Source organism: Bacillus sp. K2I17 (assembly GCF_002209985.1).
Taxonomy (GTDB): Bacteria; Bacillota; Bacilli; order Bacillales; family Bacillaceae_G; genus Bacillus_A; species Bacillus_A wiedmannii.
Genome location: NZ_NJGF01000002.1, coordinates 97786 through 121761 on the forward strand (window position 1 = coordinate 97786; position 23976 = coordinate 121761).

The 23976-nt window shown below is 36.0% G+C and carries 15 protein-coding genes; 9 read left to right on the plus strand and 6 right to left on the minus strand.

From position 1 onward, the window contains the following. Window positions 1–3: 3 nt before the first annotated feature. The 3 genes from CER22_RS03920 (at window position 4) to speB (ending at window position 3272) form a co-directional block, all read left to right on the plus strand. On the plus strand, window positions 4–1167 hold the full coding sequence (locus CER22_RS03920; RefSeq protein WP_060487953.1) for an MFS transporter: 1164 nt from the start codon (window positions 4–6) through the stop codon (window positions 1165–1167). Between the two features lie 186 nt (window positions 1168–1353). Then, window positions 1354–2181 (plus strand): polyamine aminopropyltransferase, encoded by an 828-nt coding sequence (gene speE, locus CER22_RS03925; protein WP_088608219.1) that lies wholly within the window; start codon window positions 1354–1356, stop codon window positions 2179–2181. A 218-nt stretch (window positions 2182–2399) separates the two neighbouring features. Beyond that, window positions 2400–3272, plus strand: a complete 873-nt coding sequence (gene speB / locus CER22_RS03930; protein WP_001209823.1) for an agmatinase — start codon at window positions 2400–2402, stop codon at window positions 3270–3272. 388 nt (window positions 3273–3660) lie between these two features. Here speB and CER22_RS03940 read toward each other — a convergent pair whose 3' ends face one another. Next, complete coding sequence (locus CER22_RS03940) at window positions 3661–4698, minus strand: PTS sugar transporter subunit IIC (RefSeq protein ID WP_000996323.1); 1038 nt, start codon at window positions 4696–4698, stop codon at window positions 3661–3663. A gap of 234 nt (window positions 4699–4932) precedes the next feature. On the opposite strand from CER22_RS03940, the gene CER22_RS03945 reads away from it, so the two are divergent. After that, on the plus strand, window positions 4933–5295 hold the full coding sequence (locus tag CER22_RS03945; RefSeq protein ID WP_000779928.1) for a YxeA family protein: 363 nt from the start codon (window positions 4933–4935) through the stop codon (window positions 5293–5295). Window positions 5296–5320: 25 nt separating this feature from the next. Here CER22_RS03945 and CER22_RS03950 read toward each other — a convergent pair whose 3' ends face one another. Next, complete coding sequence (locus tag CER22_RS03950; RefSeq protein ID WP_088608220.1) at window positions 5321–6307, minus strand: S66 family peptidase; 987 nt, start codon at window positions 6305–6307, stop codon at window positions 5321–5323. A gap of 202 nt (window positions 6308–6509) precedes the next feature. On the opposite strand from CER22_RS03950, the gene CER22_RS03955 reads away from it, so the two are divergent. The 5 genes from CER22_RS03955 (at window position 6510) to CER22_RS03980 (ending at window position 10424) form a co-directional block, all read left to right on the plus strand. Next, a complete protein-coding gene (locus CER22_RS03955; RefSeq protein ID WP_000414868.1) occupies window positions 6510–6947 on the plus strand; it encodes a DUF1934 domain-containing protein in 438 nt (145 codons plus the stop codon). After that, window positions 6947–8617: an arginine--tRNA ligase gene (argS, locus tag CER22_RS03960; RefSeq protein WP_088608221.1), complete on the plus strand. Its 1671-nt coding sequence runs from the start codon at window positions 6947–6949 to the stop codon at window positions 8615–8617. The genes CER22_RS03955 and argS overlap by 1 nt, the downstream gene beginning before the upstream one ends. Window positions 8618–8940: 323 nt before the next feature. Next, a complete protein-coding gene (locus tag CER22_RS03970; protein WP_088065044.1) occupies window positions 8941–9468 on the plus strand; it encodes an RNA polymerase sigma factor in 528 nt (175 codons plus the stop codon). Further along, a complete protein-coding gene (locus tag CER22_RS03975; RefSeq protein ID WP_087983725.1) occupies window positions 9455–9769 on the plus strand; it encodes an anti-sigma factor in 315 nt (104 codons plus the stop codon). Before CER22_RS03970 ends, CER22_RS03975 begins: the two co-directional genes overlap by 14 nt. Continuing rightward, window positions 9753–10424 carry an anti-sigma factor gene (locus CER22_RS03980; protein WP_088608222.1) on the plus strand — a complete coding sequence of 224 codons (672 nt, stop codon included), beginning with the start codon at window positions 9753–9755 and terminating at the stop codon, window positions 10422–10424. Before CER22_RS03975 ends, CER22_RS03980 begins: the two co-directional genes overlap by 17 nt. A gap of 25 nt (window positions 10425–10449) precedes the next feature. Here the strand turns inward: CER22_RS03980 and CER22_RS03985 are convergent, their stop codons facing one another. From CER22_RS03985 to map, 4 genes are all read right to left on the minus strand, one after another. Next, window positions 10450–10824: a hypothetical protein gene (locus tag CER22_RS03985; protein WP_088608223.1), complete on the minus strand. Its 375-nt coding sequence runs from the start codon at window positions 10822–10824 to the stop codon at window positions 10450–10452. 147 nt (window positions 10825–10971) lie between these two features. Continuing rightward, window positions 10972–12372, minus strand: coding sequence for a M28 family metallopeptidase (locus CER22_RS03990; RefSeq protein WP_000749138.1), 1401 nt, complete (start codon window positions 12370–12372; stop codon window positions 10972–10974). A gap of 490 nt (window positions 12373–12862) precedes the next feature. Beyond that, entirely contained in the window at window positions 12863–22297 is a 9435-nt protein-coding gene (locus CER22_RS04000; protein ID WP_142293427.1) for a SpaA isopeptide-forming pilin-related protein, read from the minus strand. An 828-nt stretch (window positions 22298–23125) separates the two neighbouring features. Further along, window positions 23126–23920, minus strand: coding sequence for a type I methionyl aminopeptidase (gene map, locus CER22_RS04005; RefSeq protein ID WP_002096176.1), 795 nt, complete (start codon window positions 23918–23920; stop codon window positions 23126–23128). Between the last annotated feature and the right edge of the window lie 56 nt (window positions 23921–23976).

The following is a 23976-nucleotide window of genomic DNA, read 5'->3' on the forward strand; positions in this document are numbered from 1 at the left end:
AAAATGGAGAGCAAACAAAAATTAGGGAGATTGATTACAGTGGTGGCTACCTTCCTTGCTTTTTCGGGTATAGGGGTAGTCGACCCAATCTTACCAAGTATTGCTGAGCAAATTGGTGCATCGCATTGGCAAGTAGAGATGTTATTTACAGCATATATTTTAACGATGGCAATTATGATGTTACCAGCTGGAATATTCGCATCAAGATTTGGTGATAAACGAATGATGACGATCGGTCTTGCGATTGTAACTGTATTTGCGTTTATATGCGGTATATCGCAAACGATTGCCCAATTATCTATTTTCCGCGCGGGGTGGGGATTAGGAAATGCGATGTTCTTCGCAACGGCGATGACATTATTGATTGCATTAAGTAAAGAAGTTCATGAAGCAGTAGGACTATATGAAGCAGCTATCGGTTTAGGGATGGCAGGCGGACCGTTATTAGGCGGGATATTAGGTGGACATTCTTGGCGTTACCCATTTTTTGCGACGAGTATTTTAATTTTCTTAGCATTTATTTTAGTTTTCTTTTTTGTAAAAGAACCGGAGCGAAAAGTGAAACGTAAGGCGGCAGGCGTAGGAGAATTACTTAACCTGGTGAAATATAAACCGTTTATGCAAGGTGCGATTTCAGGAATGTTATACTACTACGGATTTTTCGTTGTGCTAGCATACTCACCACTTATTATGCATTTATCTGCTATTCAATTAGGTTTTGTATTTTGCGGATGGGGATTAGCGTTAGCTTACGGTTCTGCAATTTTGGCCCATAAGCTAGAAGGGAAATATGAACCGAAAGCATTGTTGAAAGGTAGTTTACTCGTATTTGCGCTTTTCTTAATCGCACTATTCTTCGTGAAAGTTATGTGGTTACAAATTGTATTAATTGTTCTATCGGGATTAGCATCTGGATTAAATAATGCATTATTTACAAGTTATGTAATGGATATTTCACCTTATGAAAGATCTGTTACATCAGGTGTTTATAACTTCGTTCGTTGGTTAGGTGGCGCAATTGCTCCAATCTTATCAGGAATCATCGGCCACACTGTTTCACCGCAAAGTCCGTTTTTAGTCGGTGGAATTGTTGTGTTAGTCGGTTGTGTAATGATTTTAATTCCGGTTCGAAAGCCGGTAGAAGTAGAGACAAAAGCCCTTTCCTAAGAAAGGGTTTTCTTTCCTATTACAGGGCAATCCCTTTTCGTACATATGTTAGAACCCTCTGACTAAAATATATTTTCGGTATTTTTGTACTTTTAACTATACTTTTTGGATGTTTTGTTTTATTTTTGTTAGGGGACATTAATGATGTCCCTATTATAAATTTGCATTGAAAGGTGTGATTGTACGATGGAACTATGGTTCACTGAAAAACAAACAAAACATTTTGGGATTACGGCGCGTATTAACCGCACATTACATACGGAGCAAACAGAATTCCAAAAACTTGATATGGTTGAAACGGAAGAGTTCGGAAACATGCTTATTTTAGATGGCATGGTTATGACAACAGAAAAAGATGAGTTCGTTTATCATGAAATGGTAGCGCACGTACCTTTATTTACACATCCAAACCCTGAAAACGTATTAGTTGTAGGTGGTGGCGATGGCGGTGTTATTCGTGAAGTGTTAAAACACCCAAGCGTAAAGAAAGCAACTCTTGTTGAAATCGATGGAAAAGTAATTGAGTACTCTAAACAATACTTACCATCAATTGCAGGCGCACTAGATAATGAGCGTGTAGAAGTAAAAGTAGGAGACGGTTTCCTACACATTGCAGAAAGCGAAAATGAATATGACGTAATTATGGTAGATTCTACTGAGCCAGTAGGACCAGCAGTAAATCTATTTACAAAAGGCTTCTACGCTGGAATCTCTAAAGCGTTAAAAGAAGATGGTATTTTCGTTGCACAAACGGACAACCCTTGGTTCACACCAGAACTAATTACAACTGTGTTTAAAGACGTAAAGGAGATTTTCCCAATTACTCGTTTATACACAGCGAACATTCCAACTTACCCAAGTGGTCTTTGGTCGTTCACAATTGGATCTAAAAAACATGATCCATTAGAAGTGAGTGAAGAGCGTTTCCACGAAATCGAAACGAAATACTACACAAAAGAATTACACAATGCAGCATTCGCATTACCGAAATTTGTTGGCGATTTAATTAAGTAAGAGCGTTAAATTGAAATAAATAAAGTGTAAGTGACTCATTTAAGGTGTTTGTCTAGAAGGCTTGAACATGCTAGTTACTTACACTGCTACAAATGAAGTAGTCTTCTTGTAAGAAAAAGAAGGCACAGGTAAATCGAGAAAGAGGAGTTATAGGCTCCAAATTTGAGAAATAATGAAAGGTTGGGATACCTTAAGTTCCACACAAGGAGGAAAAGAGTATGCGTTTTGATGAAGCTTATTCAGGTAAAGTATTTATTAAAAGTCATCCAAGTTTTGAAGAGTCAGAGGCAGTTATTTACGGGATGCCAATGGATTGGACAGTAAGCTACCGTCCAGGTTCTCGTTTTGGCCCTGCACGTATTCGTGAAGTGTCAATCGGTCTTGAAGAATATAGCCCATATTTAGATCGTGAACTAGAAGAGGTAAAATATTTTGATGCGGGTGATATTCCATTACCATTTGGAAATCCACAGCGTAGCATAGACATGATTGAAGAGTATGTATCAAAACTTTTAGATGCCGATAAGTTTCCACTAGGTCTCGGCGGTGAGCACTTAGTGTCTTGGCCAATTTTTAAGGCAATGGCAAAAAAATATCCGGATTTAGCAATCATCCATATGGATGCTCATACTGATTTACGTGAATCGTATGAAGGGGAGCCTTTATCCCACTCTACACCTATTCGTAAAGTGTGCGATTTAATTGGTCCGGAAAACGTATATTCTTTCGGTATTCGTTCTGGAATGAAGGAAGAATTCGAATGGGCAAAAGAAGTAGGTATGAACTTATATAAATTTGACGTATTAGAACCGTTAAAAGAAGTATTACCGAAACTTGCAGGACGCCCAGTTTATGTCACAATCGACATTGACGTATTAGACCCAGCTCACGCTCCAGGAACAGGAACGTTAGAAGCTGGAGGTATCACATCTAAAGAATTATTAGATTCCATCGTGGCAATTGCAAATTCAAATATAAATGTAGTTGGAGCAGACTTAGTAGAAGTAGCTCCTGTCTACGACCATAGTGATCAAACACCAGTCGCAGCAAGCAAATTCGTGCGGGAAATGCTGCTCGGTTGGGTGAAATAAAAGTGAAGCCGACTGTTTAGACCCGGTGACTAAGGTTCTTTCCTGCAAAAGGTGCTTTTTACCTTTTGGCAGGGAAGGTTCTTAGACGCAAGGGTCTAAGAGGCGTAACTGGATAGAAATAAAAGCGGAAGTGGCTCGTTTAGAATGTGAGGGGGATGGAGCTTCAGACGTAGAGGCACTTTTTGCCTCGAAGGAAGAAGCGAAGCCACCGATCATTCTAGCCGCTATAGCTGGATAAAATAAGAGCCTCCTATATGAATAGGGAGCTCTTATTTTGTCGTTATGTGTCGGTAAGTCGATATATTAAAAAAATCGCTGATATAATTTCATTTACCGTTACACGACAAGAAAAAGAGCTACTCTCAAACAATGAGAATAGCTCTTTTTCTTATGCAACTTTTTCTTCCGAAGTAATGCCGCGAATTTCATCAGCAGAACGAATTGGATATTTGCGGAATACGATTGATCCGATGTATCCAACAATAGTGGTAACGATTCCACACAGTACAGCAGCAATTGTTACTTTTACAACGTCATTAAATCCGAATAAGACAAGAAGTCCTGGGATTGGTGATGCTGTTCCTGGTGCATTATTAACGAGCTGGAACAGAGATGTAATAATACCAGCAAGTGCACCGCCAACGAAGTTTGTCGCATAAATTGGAATTGGATTTGCTGAAACAACATCGGCTTGTGTTAAAGGCTCGATTGCTACAGCGATTGTGTCTTTCTTTGAGCAAATTTTTAGTCGCTTAAAGAAAATAAAGTTCATCGGGGCTGAGGCTGCTACGGCAAGACTACCAATTGCCATTGGTAAACCTGTTAATCCAAGCATTGCAGTTAGTGCCATAGAACTTAATGGAGAAGTAGAAATAACTGTTATTAATCCACCAAGCATAATACCCATAATGATAGGACTTTCTGTAGTTGCAACTGAAATCATAGAACCGATTTTACCGAGCGTTGCATTCACGAGCGGATCCATAAGCATGGCCATTCCGCGTGAGATTGGTGCGGCAATAAATAAAATTGCTAAAAACTCTACACCAGCCGGTAATTTCTTTTCGAGAAATTTCACGACGAAAGCGCAAACGTATCCAGCGAAAAATCCTGGTAAAATACCGAATCCGCTAGTAGCAATACCAATTAAAACAGCATATACGGGTGAAACACCGATTGCTAGTGCGACTAAAATTGCCGCTGCGACACCGCTCATACTACCAGAAGCTTCTCCTACTGATTGTAAAAAGTCATTATGAAACATCTCTCCACCGATATAACGGTGAAATGCTTCAATAAGAAAACTTGCGATTGCTGCATTAGCTAAAGCACCCATTGCTTTCATTCCGTAAGGAGCACGGTAACTAAAAAGTGTAAATAGACAAAGTACAACAAGTAATAGTGCTAAACCTTGCAAGATAGCCATTTGAAAACTGTCTCCTTTGATTTTTGTAATAAAAATTTGTATCATTCAATAATAATATAAAAGTTCATGAAACGGAAAAATTTTTTATTGGGAAATTGCTATAAGTTGAAAAACCCTTACAATAATGTAAGGAAAGTGTAAGACTTTTCAATAGAGTATGGTATGCCTTTTTCCGTATAATACAGGTATAGACATAAGATTAGTGAGAAAGAAGTGCAAACAGGAGGCGCATGTATGAAATTGGTAATTAAAGTTTTAGCTGTATTCGCCATTATTTTAGGTGGAACAGCGTACTATTTAAACACGAAAACAGAAGGTGTGCATGCTTTTGTAGACAACTTCTTTTCAAATAAAGAAATACAAGATTATTATGCGGTTATAAATAAAGGTGAGAAAAAAGACGGTGAATACTTGTATACATTTAAAGGGTATACAGAAGACGGAAAGTTACAAGTTGTGAAAAGAATGATGAACCGTGAATTGCATACGGGGGCGTTTATAAAAATTTATGCAAAAGGTATGCAAGGAAAAGGATGGGCTGAAATCCCAAAAGAATCAATTCCGCAAAAAGCGTTGGAAAAAATAGAAAAACCGTAAAAGGAGCGAATCGTTCGCTCCTTTTTTAGTGCGTTAAAATGGTAATAGCTGAATTCTCTTTATTAGAAATGATTTTTGCACGTCCACCAATTGGGAAAGTGAAAATCGGGGTTGTATGCCCGAAACTTGCGTTTGCAATGATAGGTATATGTGTAAGTTCAGGCTTTGAAGCAATCATTTCTTGAATGTCTTCTATCGTACATTCTGCACCTTTTTGCATCTTTCCTATAACGATGCCTTTTACATGTTCAAAGTCAGGTTGCTGCATAAGAGAATGTAAATAACGATCAAAAGTGTTAAGGGTAGCTTTTCCAGTTAAACTATCCTCCTCAAGAAATAATATTTTCCCCTGTAAGTTTGGCATATATGGTGTACCTTGTAGTAAATTCAATGTGCTCATATTACCACCGATAATCTCTCCAGTTGCTTCGCCTTCATGAATCGAAATATAACCTTCATTTGTAATGAATTCTCGATTTTCCTGATCTATATACCAAGAATCATCGCTCCACGTTTCAGATGGCAGGACTTCAATAGGCTTATTAGAAGTTAAGCATTGTAAAAAGTAATTAGTCGTATATTCGAGACCTTTCTTCATTCCAAATGAAGAGAAATGGGGCCCTGAATATGTAATAAGTCCTGTTTTTGTGTAAATTGCATTATTTAAAGCGGTAATATCAGAATAGCCACAGAAAAATTTCGAGTTTTCTCGAATTAAATCATAATCGAGATGTTTCAATAAACCATTAGAGTTGTATCCGCCAAGTGTTGTCAAAATGGCTTTTACATTAGGGTCTCTAAATGCCTCGTGAAGGTCTTGAACGCGTGAAGAAATAGAAGAGGAAGCAAATTGATCTAGCTCATCAGCATATGTTGAGAATGTAACTTGAAAGCCCATGTCAGTTAATCTTTTTACAGCAAGCTTTCTGTTTTCAGTTGAGACAATACTTAAGCTGCAAGATGGTGAAATAACTCTAATTTCATCACCCTTTTTTAATTTTGTCGGTAGCACATAACTCACCTCTTTAAATGAAAGAATATTTAGATTTAAGAAATATTTTATCATATGAAATAAAGTGAAAGTGAATTATTTTTTGAAATGGAGTTTTCCTGATTTTTCAGCAGACAGACAGAGGTTTTTTTTGATATGATAGGAAAAGTGATTTATTATAAGTAGTATTTAATATCTATAACATTTGAAAGGTGTGCAAGACGTGGAGAAACAACTTGCAGGCTTGCCGGTACACGTTCATTTCGTAACAGAAATCCGTGAAGGGGCGAGGAAGGAAACCGTTGCTTTTGAAGCAAATGGTCAATACTATGTAAAAGGTCAAGGTACATATGTAACATTCCAAGAGCCGAACGAACAGGGCGAAGTGAAAACAATTATTAAAATTCAAGATGAACAAGTTCTCATTATGCGTTCAGGTGCTGTTTCAATGCGTCAAACGCATGTGAAAGGTGAATGGACAACTGGTACGTATACGAGTGAACTTGGTACGTTTGCATTGCAAACGAAAACTGATAACGTTCTTTTTAAATGGTCGGATGAAAAGAAAAAAGGACAACTCTTCTTAACGTACGCATTGCTTCTAAGTGAACAAGAAGCTGGCAGATATACAATTACACTTAATTTGAAGGAGGCAAAATAATGAATTCTTTAGAACAAGTAAAAGGATTAATTAAAGAAGAAATTCAAGCTGCTGTATTAAAGGCAGAATTAGCGACAGAAGAACAGATTCCAAACGTTGTATTAGAATCTCCAAAAGATAAAACAAATGGTGACTTCTCTACAAATATGGCAATGCAACTTGCACGCGTTGCGAAAAAAGCACCTCGTATGATTGCAGAAGAATTAGTTGCAAACTTCGATAAAGCAAAAGCTTCTATTGAAAAAATTGAAATCGCAGGACCTGGTTTCATTAACTTCTACATGGATAATAGCTACTTAACAGACTTAATCCCAACAATCGTTAACGCTGGCGAAGCTTACGGTGAAACGAATACTGGTAAAGGTGAAAAAGTACAAATTGAGTTCGTATCTGCGAACCCAACAGGTGACCTTCACTTAGGACATGCACGTGGTGCGGCAGTAGGTGACACTTTATGTAACGTATTAGCAAAAGCAGGATACGATGTATCTCGTGAGTACTACATTAATGACGCTGGTAACCAAATTCATAACTTAGCTCTTTCTGTTGAAGCTCGTTACATGCAAGCTTTAGGCCTAGAGAAAGAAATGCCAGAAGACGGATACCATGGTGCGGACATCATTGGAATCGGTAAGCGTTTAGCTGAAGAGTTTGGCGATCGTTATGCAAAAGCTGATGCTGAAGAAAGCTATGAGTTCTATCGTTCATACGGTTTAAAATATGAGTTAGCAAAACTTCAAAAAGACTTAGAAAGCTTCCGTGTTAAGTTCGATGTATGGTTCTCAGAAACATCATTATACAAAAACGGAAAAATCGATGCTGCACTTGCAGTATTAAAAGAGCGTGACGAGATCTTTGAAGAAGGCGGTGCAACTTGGTTCCGTTCTATGACTTACGGTGACGACAAAAACCGTGTATTAATTAAAAACGACGGTTCTTACACATACTTAACGCCAGATATCGCTTATCATCGTGATAAATTAGAGCGTGGTTTCGATAAGTTAATCAACATTTGGGGTGCTGACCACCACGGTTACATTCCTCGTATGAAAGCGGCTATTCAAGCACTTGGTTACGATAAAGAAACACTTGAAGTAGAAATCATCCAAATGGTACAACTGTACCAAAATGGTGAAAAAATGAAGATGAGTAAGCGTACAGGTAAAGCAGTTACACTTCGTGAGCTTATGGAAGAAGTAGGCGTGGACGCAATGCGTTACTTCTTCGCAATGCGTAGCGGTGATTCTCATTTAGACTTCGATATGGACTTAGCTGTATCAAAATCTAATGAAAACCCAGTATACTATGCACAGTATGCTCATGCTCGCGTATGCAGTATTCTTCGTCAAGGTGAAGAGTCAGGATTAGCTGCAGGCGGAGACGTGAATTACAAGCTTGTTACTTCGGAGAAAGAAGTAGAGTTACTGAAAAAACTTGGTGAATTCCCAGCTGTAGTTGCGGATGCAGCGCAAAAACGTCTGCCACACCGCATTACAAGCTATGCATTTGAATTAGCAGCAGCATTACACAGCTTCTACAATGCAGAAAAAGTATTAAACCAAGACAACTTAGAATTAAGTAAAGCTCGCTATGAGTTAATGAAAGCAGTACGCACTACACTTCAAAATGCATTAGCAATCGTAGGAGTATCTGCACCAGAAAAAATGTAATTAAGAAAAGCGGAGCCGACTGTTTAGCCCTGAAGGCTAAGGTTCTTTCCCACAGAAGATGCATTTTATCTTCTCGTGGGGAAGGTTCTTAGACAGAAGGGGCTAGGAGGCAGAGCTAGACAATAAAGAAAAGCAGAAGCGGCTCGTTCAGAATAGGAGGAAGGCGCGAAGCCACCGAGTATTCTAACCGATTTTTCGTTTTCAGTAAAAGGCAATCACACGATGTTGTGATTGCCTTTTTGTATGGAGATAATAAAAAAATAAAATTTTATCAAACAAAAGGAGAATTTGCGTCGTCTTATATAAATGACAGGAGGTTTAAGATGGAAGAAAAGGTAGAAGAATTAATTGATATATATAAGCAGCAAATATATTCCTTATGCTATAAATTAGCGAAAACGAAAGAAGATGCAGAAGATATTTTTCAAGAGACTTGGATAAAAGTTTTTTCCTCTAGGCACCAGCTTTCTTGCGTGGAAAATTATAAAAAATGGATTACTACAATTTGTGTTCGTACGTTTTATGACTTTTATCGTAAGAAGAAAAGGTGGAAAGATCGCGTATTGGATTTGTTTCATAAAGAGGATGGTGGAGAAATCGATTTCGCAGATGAAGTGAATATATCAGAAGAATTTATTCAAAAAGTGGAATCGGAAATGATACGTGAAGTTATACAGCTATTGAATGAAAAATATAAAACCGTGCTCGTACTCTACTATTATGAACAATACTCTTATAAAGAAATGAGCGAAATATTAAATATACCGATTGGTACGGTGAAATACCGCCTTAATTATGCGAAGAAGCAAATGCGGGAACATTTGGAGGGGTTTGTTTATGACGGAAGATAAGTTTGATCAGAAGATAAGAAGCAGCTTAGCTGAAGACACGATTCCAAGCGGAGAGCTGATAAATAAAACGAAACAGAGCGTACGAAATGCTCGGAAATTAGAGAAAAGATGGGTTGTTTGTATTCATGCTATTTGGATTATTTTATTAACAGTTGTTATGGAGCAGTTTGTCACTCATTTGAATCATAAAGTCCCTATGTTGATAGCAAGTGTGATTATGATGCATCTATACGTTCCTATATATGTTGTCATACAGTCATTTTTAAAGAAGGAGTATAAATTACATGATAGAGTTCGCTAATCCATTTGTAGTATTTGAGATAGCTGGGATTACAATGCTTTTGACTTTTATAGCACTTTTAGTATGTGTAGCATCATGGGTGTATACAGATGCGAAAACGCGTGGAATAAGTAAGTGGTGGAGTGTTATAGCGATTGTATTACCATTTTTTATTGGAGTTTTGTTATATATGATACGAAGAAGTAACAAGAAAATAGAAGGAGAACATACGATGAAGGCTATGAAAAAACAAAAGATAACATTAGTTGTCATATTTGCAAGTACGATGTTTGTATTACTGAGCGGCTTTGCTTTCGTTCAAACGTTAGATGATATGTGGAGAGCTGGTGATATATATTTAGAAAATGAGAAGCAAGGGGAGACCGGTTACGAGGCAAAATTCTCATCATGGGATATTACTGGGAAAGATATTGAACTTGAGTATGAAAAAGATACAGAAGTAACATTTTCTTATGAGACAGATGCAAAACGTGGGAATTTATGCTTTAGCTTGTATGAAAGGCAAGGAGAAGGTATAAGAGAGTTAAAAGAGATCTGTGAATCGAAAAAAGGTACTTTCAAAGCTGCATTAAAGGCAAATGAAAAGTATGTATTTAATATAAGTGGTGTAATGGTGAAAGATGGTTTTGTAAAAGTGAATTGGGAAATAAAATAAAGGGCCTTGAGAAAGGCCCTTTATTTTATTGGATTGTATACGTAACGGAAAAGCTAACAGGACTATAGTAAACGAAAGGTGCGTGAAATTGAACATACATATTTCCATCTGTTTTTACAGTGAAAATTCGGCCGTAACCATCAGAATATCGCCCGATAAGGTTATGATTTGAGTCATAAACACTGTAACTAGGAGTTTTACTGTTAGGTTGAATTGTTAGTTCCTGTCCTTTTTGAAGGAAAATAGGTTCTTGTTCAGAACTACTTCCAGTTTGTAAAGAATAAAATTTTGTAAAACTTTGTTCTTGAGTGGCAGCAGCGACTTTTGTTTCAGGAATAAAAGCGGTAGCGCCAGTAATTCCTGCTAAAGTTAAGGCACTGGCTAAAATCATTTTTTTCATAGTAGAAAAAGCCTCCTTATTAGTTGTAATCATTTTTGTTACACTTAATATTGTATAGGATAATGAGCAGGAGGGAATATGCTTTTATGCATATATATATTTTCTCAATAAAAGACCACCGATAAAAATCAGTGGTCTTTTAAATGATTAAGCAGCCTTCTGTTCAGTTTGAGCAACAGATTTTTGAAGTGTATTATAAACTCCTGTCCCGATAACTTCTAATGCCATTTTCATACGTTCAGGCGAAATGTTTTCTAACACATTATCTTGAGGCGTATGGTATACCTTCTCAATATGATAGATTAATGGATTCCAACTATCGACACCCATCCAAATAAATAGGGCGGCAGGAATACCAACTTCAGCAAATGGCACGTGATCACTAGAGCCGAATTTCCCTTGCAGTACGAGGTCATTATTTAATTGTTTACCTGCTTGTAAGGCTGCGTCTGTTACAAGGTTTGGAGAACCGTTAGGCGTCATAGCATATAAATTCTTTGCTTTATCGTAATTTGTTGCAACCATGTCTGCGTTAAAGACACCTAAAATTCGATCGCGTTCTTTTTGGGATAGACTATTAACGTAATAATCGGAGCCAAGTAAGCCAGTCTCTTCAGAACCAAAAGCAATAAAACGAATTTCTTTATCAGTTTCTACATTTTGAAAAGCACGAGCTAATTCTAATACTAATCCTGTACCAGAAGCATTATCGTTTGCTCCAGGTGCTCCAACGACACTATCATAGTGCGAACTTACAACGACGGCTTTTTCATTACCTGTGCTGTTTTTTGGTTTCTTTTTAGCGATGACATTAAGTGATGTTAAGTTAGATTCATGTCTCGCTTTTAGAGAAAGAAGAGTGGTCCCTTTTTTAGCGATTTCCTCTTTAAATGCATTTCCTTGTGCATAAGCAAGACCAAAGACAGGGATAGACTGCTTTTTCGTTAGGCGGGGATTGAAGGTTTGTCCATAATTTCCGCGTCCGCCAATTAAACTGTATAAAAGGACACCTTTTGCTCCTTTGCTAACAGCATTTTCAACTTGTTTATTATAGTCTGCAACTGTTGTTCCTCTTTCAAATAGAACAATTTTTCCGTTTACTTCATTTGGGATATCCTCTAATTTTGTTCCACCTTGAACAAAGATAAGAGGAGCTGTAACAGCTTCTGTAGAAATTAGTGCGTTAGGGGCAGCGCCGGCTTGCCAATTACGTTTTGTGGATAATGGTGATTCAATAAATCCAACGTATTGATCCGGTACTTGAAATGGTTGATATTCTACTTCATAGCCCATTGATTTAAGCTGCATACCAACGTAGCGAGAAGCCCATTCTTCTGATTTTGTCCCACCAGGACGAGGACCAATTGTTTCGGATAAGAAACGGATGTGTTCGATAGCGCGGCTTGCATCAACTTGTTTTGTGATAGGTGAAGTCTGTGTGATTTCTGACGTGGAATCAGCTTTGGCTTGTCCAATTGGAGCTAAGCTAACAGCGAGTGATACAGCAAGCAAAGAGCTTACTATTTTTTGTTTCAAAGATTTTTTCATTTTTTCCTCTCCTATTCTTCTATTCTCTCTGACTGACAAAAGAAGACGGATAACGACTTTATTTTACCGTCATCTTCATTATTTTTCAATATTCTGACATTGAGAAATAAAAAAACGCTATATGCATATTTGCATATTTTTGATGGAGATATGTATGCTATCATTTTAAATGAAGGTTCGCTTTCTGCTTGGAAAGCTCCTACATTGCATGAATCTAGTGTACCCAAACTTTAGATTATGTAGAGAAAAGAATCCTATAGGATTTCTTTTCTCATGTTTGAATCATGTGATGATAAATATGTTTCCGCATTTCATACTTATTATCAGTGATATATGTAAGGCATCCATATGAAAATACGAGGCTGTTCAAAGGTTTTCCGTACTTTTGGGCAGCCTCACCCCGTTAAAAGGACGATACTCTATGTATCGTCCTTTTTTGGCATAAAAAAACACCTAATCAAATGTTCACTTGATTAGGTGTGAAAAACTATTAATAATATTTTTTTCGTTTTGTAGCTAAAATACTTAAAAAACCAGCTAGTAGAAGTACGATGCCTACTGTTTGAGTAGGATCATTTTTGTGACCTGTATTTGGAAGTTCTTTACCCTTATTTCGGTCATCTTGCTGTTTGTTTATTTGTGTGTCAGGGTTTTCTTTTTCTAGTTCTTCGGAAGTTCCTTTACCATGTGTGTCAGGATTTCCTTTTTCTAGTTCTTCGGAAGTTCCTTTACCATGTGTGTCAGGATTTCCTTTTTCTAGTTCTTCAGAAGTTTCTTTCCCCGTTTCCTCTTCTTTATTAGGAGGAGTAATTTGTTTATTATCTCCACCGGATGAAGAATCGATTTTTTTATTTGAAACTGTAATTTGTAGTGGTGCAGCTTGAGCTTTTTCAATTGTAAAGTTTATTGGTGATGCATCTAATTGATAACCTTTAGGAGCCTTTGTTTCCACTAATTGATAATTACCAGGTTTCAAATCATTTACGATTAATTTACCATGTCCGTCTGTTTGTAAACCTTCTCGTACTATTTTTCCGTCGTGATCTAAAATGTTGAAAATGGCACCTTCAAGTGTTCCATGGTGATCAATATCAATTTTAGTTAACTCCATTGAACCTGTTGTTAAACTATTTAAAGCTGTAACAGAAGTAACTTGAGATTGTCCTTTCGTAATTGTGAAAGGAATTGGCTTAGCACTTAAATCGTATCCAATAGGAGCCTTCGTTTCAACGAACTGATAGTCTCCCGGACGTAAATCAGAAACAGAAATTTTGCCGTCTTTATCAGTAGTTAAATCAGAACGAACGTCGTGCCCGTTCATATCGACGATTTTAAATACTGCATCTTTAAGGACAGAACCGTCAAAGTCATCCACTTTAGAAAGTTCAACAGCGCCTTTCGTTAAGCTATTCGTAGCGGTAACGGAAGCGATTTTTTCTTGTCCTTTTTTAACTGTGAACTTAATAGGTGTTTCGTTTAAGTCATAGTGATTAGGAGCTTTTGTTTCGATAAACTCATAGTCTCCTGGTGGTAATTCATCCACAACTAAACGGCCGTTTTTATCAGTAGTTAAATCAGTACGGACATCGTGTCCATCCTTATTAACAATTTTAAATACCGCACCTTCCAGTGTTGTGTTTTCTTCAACATCGTCAACTTTAATTAACTCCACACTACCTTTCGTTAAGCTGTTCGTAGCTGTAACGAAGACATGTTTTGTTTGACTTCTTTCAATTGTGAACTTAATCGGCTCTTCATTTAAGTCATAATGTTTCGGAGCTTTCGTTTCAATAAATTGATAGTCTCCAGGTTGTAAGTCTTTAGCGATGATTTTTCCATCTTTATTGGTAACTAAATTCGTACGAATATCGTTACCGTTCATATCAGTAATTTTAAATACCGCACCTTCCAGTGTCTCTTTCGCATCTAGAGAGTCAACTTTCGTTAATTCCACGCCACCTTTAGTTAAGCCATTCTTAGCAGTAACGGAAACGTGAGCTGGTTGGCTTTTCTCGATAGTGAAAGGAATCGGTGTTTTATTTAAATCATAATCTTTAGGAGCTTTCGTTTCAACGAATTGATAATCTCCTGGTCGTAAATTAGAAGCAGAAACTTTCCCGTCTTTATCAGTAGTTAAATTCGTGCGAACAACTTTACCTTTCGCATCAATGATGTTAAATACTGCATCAGAAAGTTTTGTATCTGGATTTATATCATCCACTTTAATTAATTCAACAGCACCTTCAATTAAGCTGTTAGTAGCAGTGACTTGTAGCTTCTCTGCTTGGCTTTTCTTAATTATAAATTTAAGCGGTGTACTATCTAATTTATAATGTTCAGGAGCTTTTATTTCAATAAACTGATAGTCCCCTGGACGTAAATCAGGAACAGAGATTTTTCCATCTTTAACAGTAGTTAAGTCAGTACGAACATCATTGTTTTTGTCATCAATAATTTTAAATACTGCGCCTTCAAGAGCTGTACTGTCGATATCATCCACTTTAGAAAGCTCTACCGCACCTTTTGTTAAACTATTTTTAGCAGTAACAGAAATCGGTTCAGCTTGTCCTTTTTCAATAGTGAAAGGAATCGGTTCTTTATTTAAATCGTAGTGTTTCGGAGCTTTCGTCTCGACGAATTGATATTCACCAGGACGTAAGTCAGAAACGCTAATTTTACCTTGTGAATTTGTAGTAAGATTCTTGCGGATTACAGTACCATTCATATCAACAATGTTAAATACTGCGTCTTCAAGAGTAGTACCATCGACGTCGTCCGTTTTAATAAGTTCAACGCCGCCTTTTGTTAAACTATTTTTCATAGTAACAGTAGCAATATCTTTCTGGCTTTTCTCAACTGTAACTACAATTGGCTTTTTGTCTAAATCATAATGTTTAGGAGCCGTTGTTTCGACAAATTGATACGTACCAGGACGTAAGTTTTCAACAATGATTTTTCCTTCACTGTTCGTTTTTAAATCCGTTTTAAGTACTTTCCCGTTTTGATCTAGTAAATTAAACACAGCATCGGCAAGTTTTGTTTGATCATTTAAATCATCAACTTTAATTAATTCGATACTACCTTGTTTTAAACTATTTTTAGCAGTTAAAGAAATAGTTTTTTTCTGTCCTTTTTCAATAGTGAAATGGATTGGTGTTTCATCTAAAACGTAATGCTTAGGAGCTTCTGTTTCAATGAATTGGTAATCACCAGGACGTAGGTCGTTAATTTCGATCTTCCCTTTACCATTTGTAACAAGGTCTTTATGAATTACAGTACCATTTATATCAACAATGTTAAATACTGCACCTTCAAGGGTAGTGTCATCGATGTCATCTACTTTAGAAAGTTCCACTGCACCTTTTGTTAGAGCGTTTTTAGCCGTAACATGAAGCGTTTCAGTTTGGCTTTTCTTAATTGTAAATTCGATCGGTTTTTTATTTAAATCGTAATGTTCAGGAGCAGCTGTTTCAATAAACTTATACGTACCAGGACGTAGATTTTCAACAACAATTTTTCCTTCAGCATTTGTTTTTAAGCCTTCATCAACTATCTCTCCGTCAGCATCTAATAAATTAAATACAGCATGAGCGAGCTTCGTATCAGTATCAATATCGTCAATTTTTGTTAATTCAACGCTACCTTTTTTCAACGTGTTTTTCCCTGTAACAGGAATTTTTTTCGTTTGGTTTCGTTCAATTGTAAATGGAATCGGTGTTTCGTCTAACACATAATGTTCAGGAGCCTTCATTTCAATAAATTGATAGTCTCCAGGACGTAAGTCAGAAACAGAAATTTCACCATTGTCATCTGTAACAAGATTTGTGCGAACTTCTTTACCATCCATATCAATAATTTTAAATACTGCATTTTTCAGCATTGTACGATCGATGTCATCTATTTTTGTTAAAATGACGCCACCTTTCGTTAAGCTGTTAGTAGCAGTAACGTTAATATTTTCTTTTTGACTTTTTCCGATAGTGAACGGAATAGGATCTTTCCTTAAGTCATAGTCTTTCGGAGCTTTTACTTCAATAAATTGATAGTCACCTGGACGTAAATTAGAAGCAGACACTTTACCATGTTCATCAGTAGTTAATCCTTTACGAACAACCTTTTTAGTATCATGAGCATCAACAATGATAAATTCTGCACCTTCAAGTGTAATGCCATCAACGTCATCCACTTTAGTTAAAGTGACGCCACCTGTAAGTAAACTGTTTTTTACAATTACAGGGACTGGCAGATCATCCTTGCTACCTTTTTTAATCGTGAACTTAATCGGTGTTTGATCTAATTTATAATGTTCAGGGGCTTCTGTTTCAATAAATTGATAATCCCCTGGTGCTAAATCAGGAATAACTAGTACCCCATAATCATCTGTTTTTAAATCTTTCATAATGTCAGTGCCAGTTGCGTCTTGTAATTTGAATACAGCGCCAGCAAGAGCTATTTTGCTATCCACATCATCTTCTTTAATAAGTTTAACTTTACCTTTCGTTAAACTATTTTTAAATGTAAGTGGAAGAAGTTTTGGTTGTCCTTTTTCGATTGTAAATTCAATTGGTTCTACATTTACATCGTAATAAGTTGGAGCCTTTGTTTCGATAAGTTTATAGTTACCAGGACGTAAGTCATCTACAACTAACATTCCTTTACTATTCGTAACAAGTTCCGTACGAACAACTTCATTCGTATCTCTATTAACGATTTTAAATACTGCACCTTGAAGTGTTTCCTTTTCATCTGCAGCATTCACTTTTGTTAATTCAATACCGCCTTTTGTTAAGCTGTTTTTAGCAGTAACAGTAATTGGTGAAGTTCCTTGACTTTCTTTAATTGTGAACTCGATAGGCGTTGTATTTTTATCGTAATACTTTGGTGCTGTTACTTCGATAAATTTATAATCGCCAGGGCGTAAACCAGTAGCGATAGCTTTACCATCCGCACCAGTTTTTACATTTTCGCGAATGACTTTCTTTTCATCATTAGCATCAACAATTTTAAATACAGCACCTTCAAGAGTTGTACCATCGATATCATCAACTTTCGTTAATTCAACATCTCCTGGTTTTAAAGCATTTTCAGCTTTTACAAGTAGAGTTTCTTTCTGACTTCTATCGATTTTAAATGGAATCGGTGTTTCGTCTAGTACATAATGCTCAGGAGCCTTTGTTTCAATAAACTTATAGTTACCAGGGCGTAACTTATCAGCTTTTGTTTTTCCATCAGCATCTGTAGTTAAGTCAGTACGAACGTCATTATTATTTAAATCGACAATTTTAAATACGGCACCTTCTAGAGGTTTTTTATCACCAAATTCATCAACTTTTAATAATTCGACTTCGCCTGTTTTTAAACTGTTTGTTGCCGTAACAGTAGCAAAAGACTGTTGGCTTTTATCGATTGTAAACTCAATAGGGTTTGCATTTAACACATAATCCTTAGGAGCTTCTGTTTCAATAAATTTATACGTACCAGGCTCTAAGTCTTTAACAGTTACTTTACCATCTGCGCCAGTTTTTACATTTTCGCGAATGACTTTCTTTTCATCATTAGCATCAACAATTTTAAATACAGCACCTGCAAGAGTAGTTTTATTATCGATATCATCAGTTTTTGTTAAAGTGACGCCACCTTTAATGAGGTGATTCGTTGCTGTAACAGTAACTGCTTTCTTTTGACTTTTTACAATTGTAAACTCAATTGGTTTTTTATCTATGTCATAGTGTTCAGGTGCTTTTTCTTCAACAAATTGATAGTCTCCAGGACGTAAATCTTTTGCTTCGATTTGTCCTTGATCATTTGTCGTTAGTTTTTCATATCCACGAATTATATTGTTATGTCGATCGCGTACACTGAACTCCGCGCCTGCTAAAGTTTTTCCGTCTTTATCGACTTTTGTTAAAATGGCCGATCCTGGAAGCAAACTATTTGTTGCAGTTCGATATACTACAGTCGTTTGATCTTCTTTGATTGTAAATTGAATAGGTGTACTGTCTAATTTATAATGCTCAGGAGCAGTTGTTTCTTGTAAGTAGTACGTTCCTGGTTTTAAATTATCTACAGTAATTTGACCTTTATCATTTGTTGTTAATTTTTCGTGTTCTGAAATTATTTTTTTGTCTTTATCAAGTAGTGTGAAAACGGCACCTTGCAGTGTTACGTTTTTATTCAGGTCATCAGACTTTGTGAAAACTACTTTACCGACAAATTTCTTATTTGCAAGTGTATATGTTGTAGTCTCTTGTGAACCAAGTTCAACAATTTTTCCCTGTTTTAGATCCCAGCTAATTACATAGCCTTCAGGAGCTTTTGTTTCTTTTAATAAATATTTATCGCGCTTTAAGTTATTAAACTTAGCGATACCATCTTTGTCTGTTGTTATTTCGCGGATAACGGTTTTTCCTGTACGATCGTATAAAGTAAATTCTGCCCCGGACAATGGTACTTTCTTATTGTCGTTATCTACCTTTATAATTTCAAGGTTTCCGCGCCCTTTAGTAGCAGATCCTCCGCCTGAACCGGAAGACATTCTCACTTCAATCGTTTCAACAGTTTCTGTATTCTTAACTGTTAACTGATTGCCAGCGATTTTTGCTTTATTACTCACTTTTTCTTTATCGTCTGCATTAATAAGTGAGCGATATTCTAAAATATAAGCTCGATCAATTTTCTTCAAGAAAGCAATTTCAAAATGTTGCTTTCCAGTATTATTGTCTGTTGTGATCGTTAACTTATAGTCTGTTCCTTGTTTTAATTCATTTGCTGTATCTTTTGTTAAATTTCCATATGGATCAACAGTTGTAGGATATAAGTGGAATGAATCTGCCACAAGTACCTGATTGTCTGTTGGATCGTCTGTTACAACTGCGTCTGCAATGGTTGATTGACTTTCGTTAATTGCAATACTCCAATTAATATAGTTGTCGTCTTGCACAGCCTTTTTAGTAACAAAGCTGCCACCTTTATTTACTTGAGTGTCACCTTTAAGGGTGTTTACAATTTTAGAGCCATCTTTTAACTCTGCCTCGTTTTTGTAGGTACCTTGGATAAGTTCACCATCGAGGCTTGTTTTAAAGATAATATAGTAAGGTGAATTAATTGATTGCTTGAAATGAACCTTTAGGGTGTTTTTATTTTTATCTGTAGGTTCTTCAAGTTCATACTCTTTAGGTGATACGGCATCACCAGGTCTTGCATTATTCGGGCTTCCATTTAAAATCATATCGCGTACTTCAATGGATCCTGGTACTAACTTTTGTTTATCTTGTATTACGTCTATAACATATGGATCTTTAATCTCAACATTATTATAATTAAAACCTATTATCCAAGTGATTTCTTTCGTTTGGGCGTTATAAGAACCGTATTTATATCCATTCGCCTTTGTGAAAGCATCAGGATCAAAGTCTGCTTCAACTTTATTTGATTGTGGATTGGACCCTGCATCTATCCAAGATAGGTTACCTGTATTTTTAAATGAAGTTTTACCACTTTCTAATTTTGTATAGTCAAAGTCTGTCGTATATTTTACGACTAATGTCTTTGTCATATTAGACTGATATGTACCTATAAGGGTAATTTTGAAACCTTTATCTGTTACATCTAAAACATAGTCAGTCTTAGCTTGAAGGGTATAATCTCCGTCTTTAATTTCTAGTTTATTATCTTTTAATTGTAATCCACCATGATCAAAGGTATCCGTAATGATGGCATTGTTTAATGGATAGTTGTTATTATTTACCGCAATTGTCCAGGTTGTTGTTTTGTCTTTATAGTTTGTTTCAGCTTTATTATTAGATTTAATAATATTTTGCTGCTGGAAGCCAGCCTCATTTTCTTTACTTGAGTCATTATCAGCTGTAACTGTATTTTTTACTTTTCCATCTTTTATGATACTATCAGTTGGCTTTGTTTTATAGGTAATTACATAAGCACTATTAATATCCTCATTAAACTGTAAATCGAATCCATTCTTCTTGTTACTTACAGTGTAATTATTAACAGTGTCGCCTGTTACAAGTCTTCCTTTATCATCGTATGAAGCGTTCTTCACAACGATAGAATTTGCATCTAGTTCATGTGTATCGTCAAAAATATCTTTTAAAAGTGCATCTGTTTTTTTGATATTTTTTTGATCACCGTTGTAAGTAATTGTCCATTCAATCGTTTGCGTCTTTGGATCATACTTACTTGTTTTGTTTAAATGTGTACCACGAGAAACCGTTACAGTAGAGCTTGCATTTTGTTGCTTTTGATTATCACTCGTTATCGTAACGTTATTTTGGAAGCTTTTTACGTTTTCATCAGTAATTTTTGTTGCATATTCAATTTGATATGCTTTATTGATAGAATCTTTAAAAGCAATCTCCAATTTTGAGCCCTCTGATGAACTAACTTTGTAATCTGCTGAATCAGCCTCTTTACCACGTGTTACGTTCCCATTAACATCAACTTCTAAATAATAAACTTTAATAGAATCTTTATTTAAGCTTGTGCCTGGTGGAATGTTATCTTTAAAAACAGCGTTTTTAAGAGTGTCTTTCGTTTTGTTCATCTCTACTGTCCAATTAATTTCATTTGTATTAATTGGTCTATCAGGTAACCCTTTTTTATTCGTAGTTGTTTGTACATTAGGCTTAAAGTCAACTGTAATAGAAACATCTTTATCTTTAATTGGGAAAGGAATTTCTTGTGTTGTTGTACCTTTAATTTCAGCTTTATTAAATTCTGTCTTTAATTGTAGGTTACCACCAACATCTGGATGTTCTTCAACATAATCGTTAAATGTCATAGTGACTTTTCCATCTTTTGTAACAGTGAAATTACCAATTGGATTGTTTTCACTATCGTATAAAGGACTGTTAATTGTATTGTAAATCTTAAAATGTTTAGGAAGATCAAAAATATAGTAATCTCCGCTTTTCACATTCATTGATTTTAAAAGTTCCCATGTAAACTCGATATTGGCAGGGGAATCTGTACTTGGACGGTTATCCTCTGTAAATGGTTTTCCGTCTTTGTCCGTCAACTTTACACCCGTTAAAAGGTTTGTTGTTATTTGCTTTGGACCTGAATTTGTATTCTCAGCAGGATCGCTTGTTAGCTTTTGTTCTGGGTTGTCAGTAGCAGGTTTAGTTGCTGGGTTTTGTTCCGGATTGTCAGCAGCAGGTTTAGTTGCTGAATCTTGCTCCGTATTACCAGTAACAGGTTTAGTTGCTGGGTTTTGTTCCAGATTGTCAGTAGCTTTAGTTGCTGGGTTTTGTTCCGGATTGTCAGTAGCAGGTTTAGTTGCTGAATCTTGCTCCGTATTACCAGTAACAGGTTTAGCTACTGGATCTTGCACTTGTTTATTAGTATCCTGTTCGGTGCTATCTTCTTTAGAATCTTCTACTTGAACAGGAACCGATATAGGCTGCACCAGTGTTCCTAAAGGGAAAGCGATTTGAACTGATTTTTCTCCAGTTTTTAAAGTTGGGTTAAACACAGTATCAACTTTGATTTTTCCTTTAGCATCTTTAGAATTTTCTACTTGATCATTAAATATCAGCTTTAATTTATTATCTTTAGCTGTTATAAAATATTGACCAATATTTTTTTGATCTGTTACTAAATCTCCTTGCAAATCTTTAGATACTTTTAATGCAAGTGGTATTTGAATTATCGCTGTATCGTTTGCATGTACAACTTGTTGATCCTTTATTGACCAAGCATATTCTACTTGAATGGTTGATCCTATCTTTATTAAGTTGTTAGGATTTTTTGCTTCGTCAATAATGTGATCCGTTGCATCTTTCATCTCAACAGTGTCAAATAATGAAGTTTCCTTTAAAGTCTCAGCTTTTGCCTGATTGTACGGGAAACTAATAAACTGTGAAAATAGTACAAATACAATTAAACATATATTGAAAAGTTTTTTCATTGTGCCTCCTTTGAACATTCATTTGTTCACTGAGGAATATATTCCACATGAACAAATGGAATATAAAAAAAGTTAATTGTTATAAAGTATTTGTTGCTAATATCCCTCCGTTTCTATGTACATTCTCTGACAGAACAGACACTTAATCAAAGGCATATATATAATGTAACGTAAAAATCTGGAATATACATAATTCGACAAAAAATGTCGAAAGTATGCTGATACAAGGAACGATATCAGACCTTTATATACAAGAGCATTTTCTTATGAATGTGTTATGAACTGAATAGTCATAAAGGTAAGTTTTACGATACATGCTAACCAAAGTAATGTATCCCAAGTTGAAAGTTTGTTTTTTACTTTAAATTTGTGTGGAAAAATCTGAATAGGGTTGATTTTGGTTAGGTTGAAGACAATATGCACTTTGAAAATATTCATTTATGTAATATGAAATTGAGATAATTGTATCTTAAGAATGTCACTTATTACATTTATGAAAATTAACTTTTTGCCTAGAGAGAGTTGTACGATTTGTGGACCGAAGTTAAGATGGTACAGTTCCTTTTCGGATTTAGTGGGATATAAGGTATTTGTAATATTCGACTAAATCATTACTGCGGTCATTTTTGAAGCTGTTTTACATAGTGAAAAAGAAGGTATCCCTTTTGATAATAGTGTTATCTTCTCTTGAAGATGATTATGAATAACCTTCGCTAAAGATTATATACTTAAATGTTAAAGAGTTCAACAGCAGTTTAACAAATATTTTCCAAAAATTAAAAATGACCGTTTTAGTAGAAAAATTCTAAAAAACGGTCATTTTTAATTTTATATTTCTGTTAAGATTATCGGCTCGCCGCGTGTTACGACAACTGTATGTTCACATTGTGCAACAAGGCTTTTATCAGGTGTAACGAATGTCCAACCATCATCGCCACGTTCGATAATGTGATCAGCCTTCATAGAAATGAATGGTTCTACAGCGATAACAAGACCGTCTTTTAGAAGCGCATTATCCATTGGGTCAAAGTAGCTTAAAATGTGGTTTGGTGCTTCGTGTAAGCTAAGACCAATACCGTGACCAGTTAAGTTTTGAATTACATTATATCCATTTTTATGTGCAAAGTTTGAAACAGCACGACCAATTTGGTTTTGTTTGGAACCAGCTTTCACCTTTTTCATTGCTGCCCAAAATGCATCAACCGCTGCTTGGCAAAGCTTTTCTTTTGCTTCATCTTCTCCAAGTACAAATGAAATACCTGTATCTGCATAATAGCCATCAAGTGCAGCAGATACGTCGACATTTACTAAGTCGCCTTCTTTTAATACGCGATCTCCTGGAATACCGTGAGCAACTTCTTCGTTTACACTGATGCAAGTTACACCTGGGAAATCATATTCTTTTTCAGGTGCAGAAATAGCACCATGCTCATCTAATACTTTTTTACCGATCAAATCAAGCTCTTTCGTTGTCATACCTGGCTTCGCTTCTTTTTTCATTTCTTCACGTGCAAGTGCAACGATGCGGCCGATTTTTCGTAAGCCTTCTAAATCTTGTTCATTACGAATAATCATGAAAACCACTGTCCTTCCTCGAATGTATATCTTACCCGATTGTATCATGTTTATTTTCGTCCTGCTACTCGCTTGCGGTATGTGGGCTGATTCCTCTCATAAGG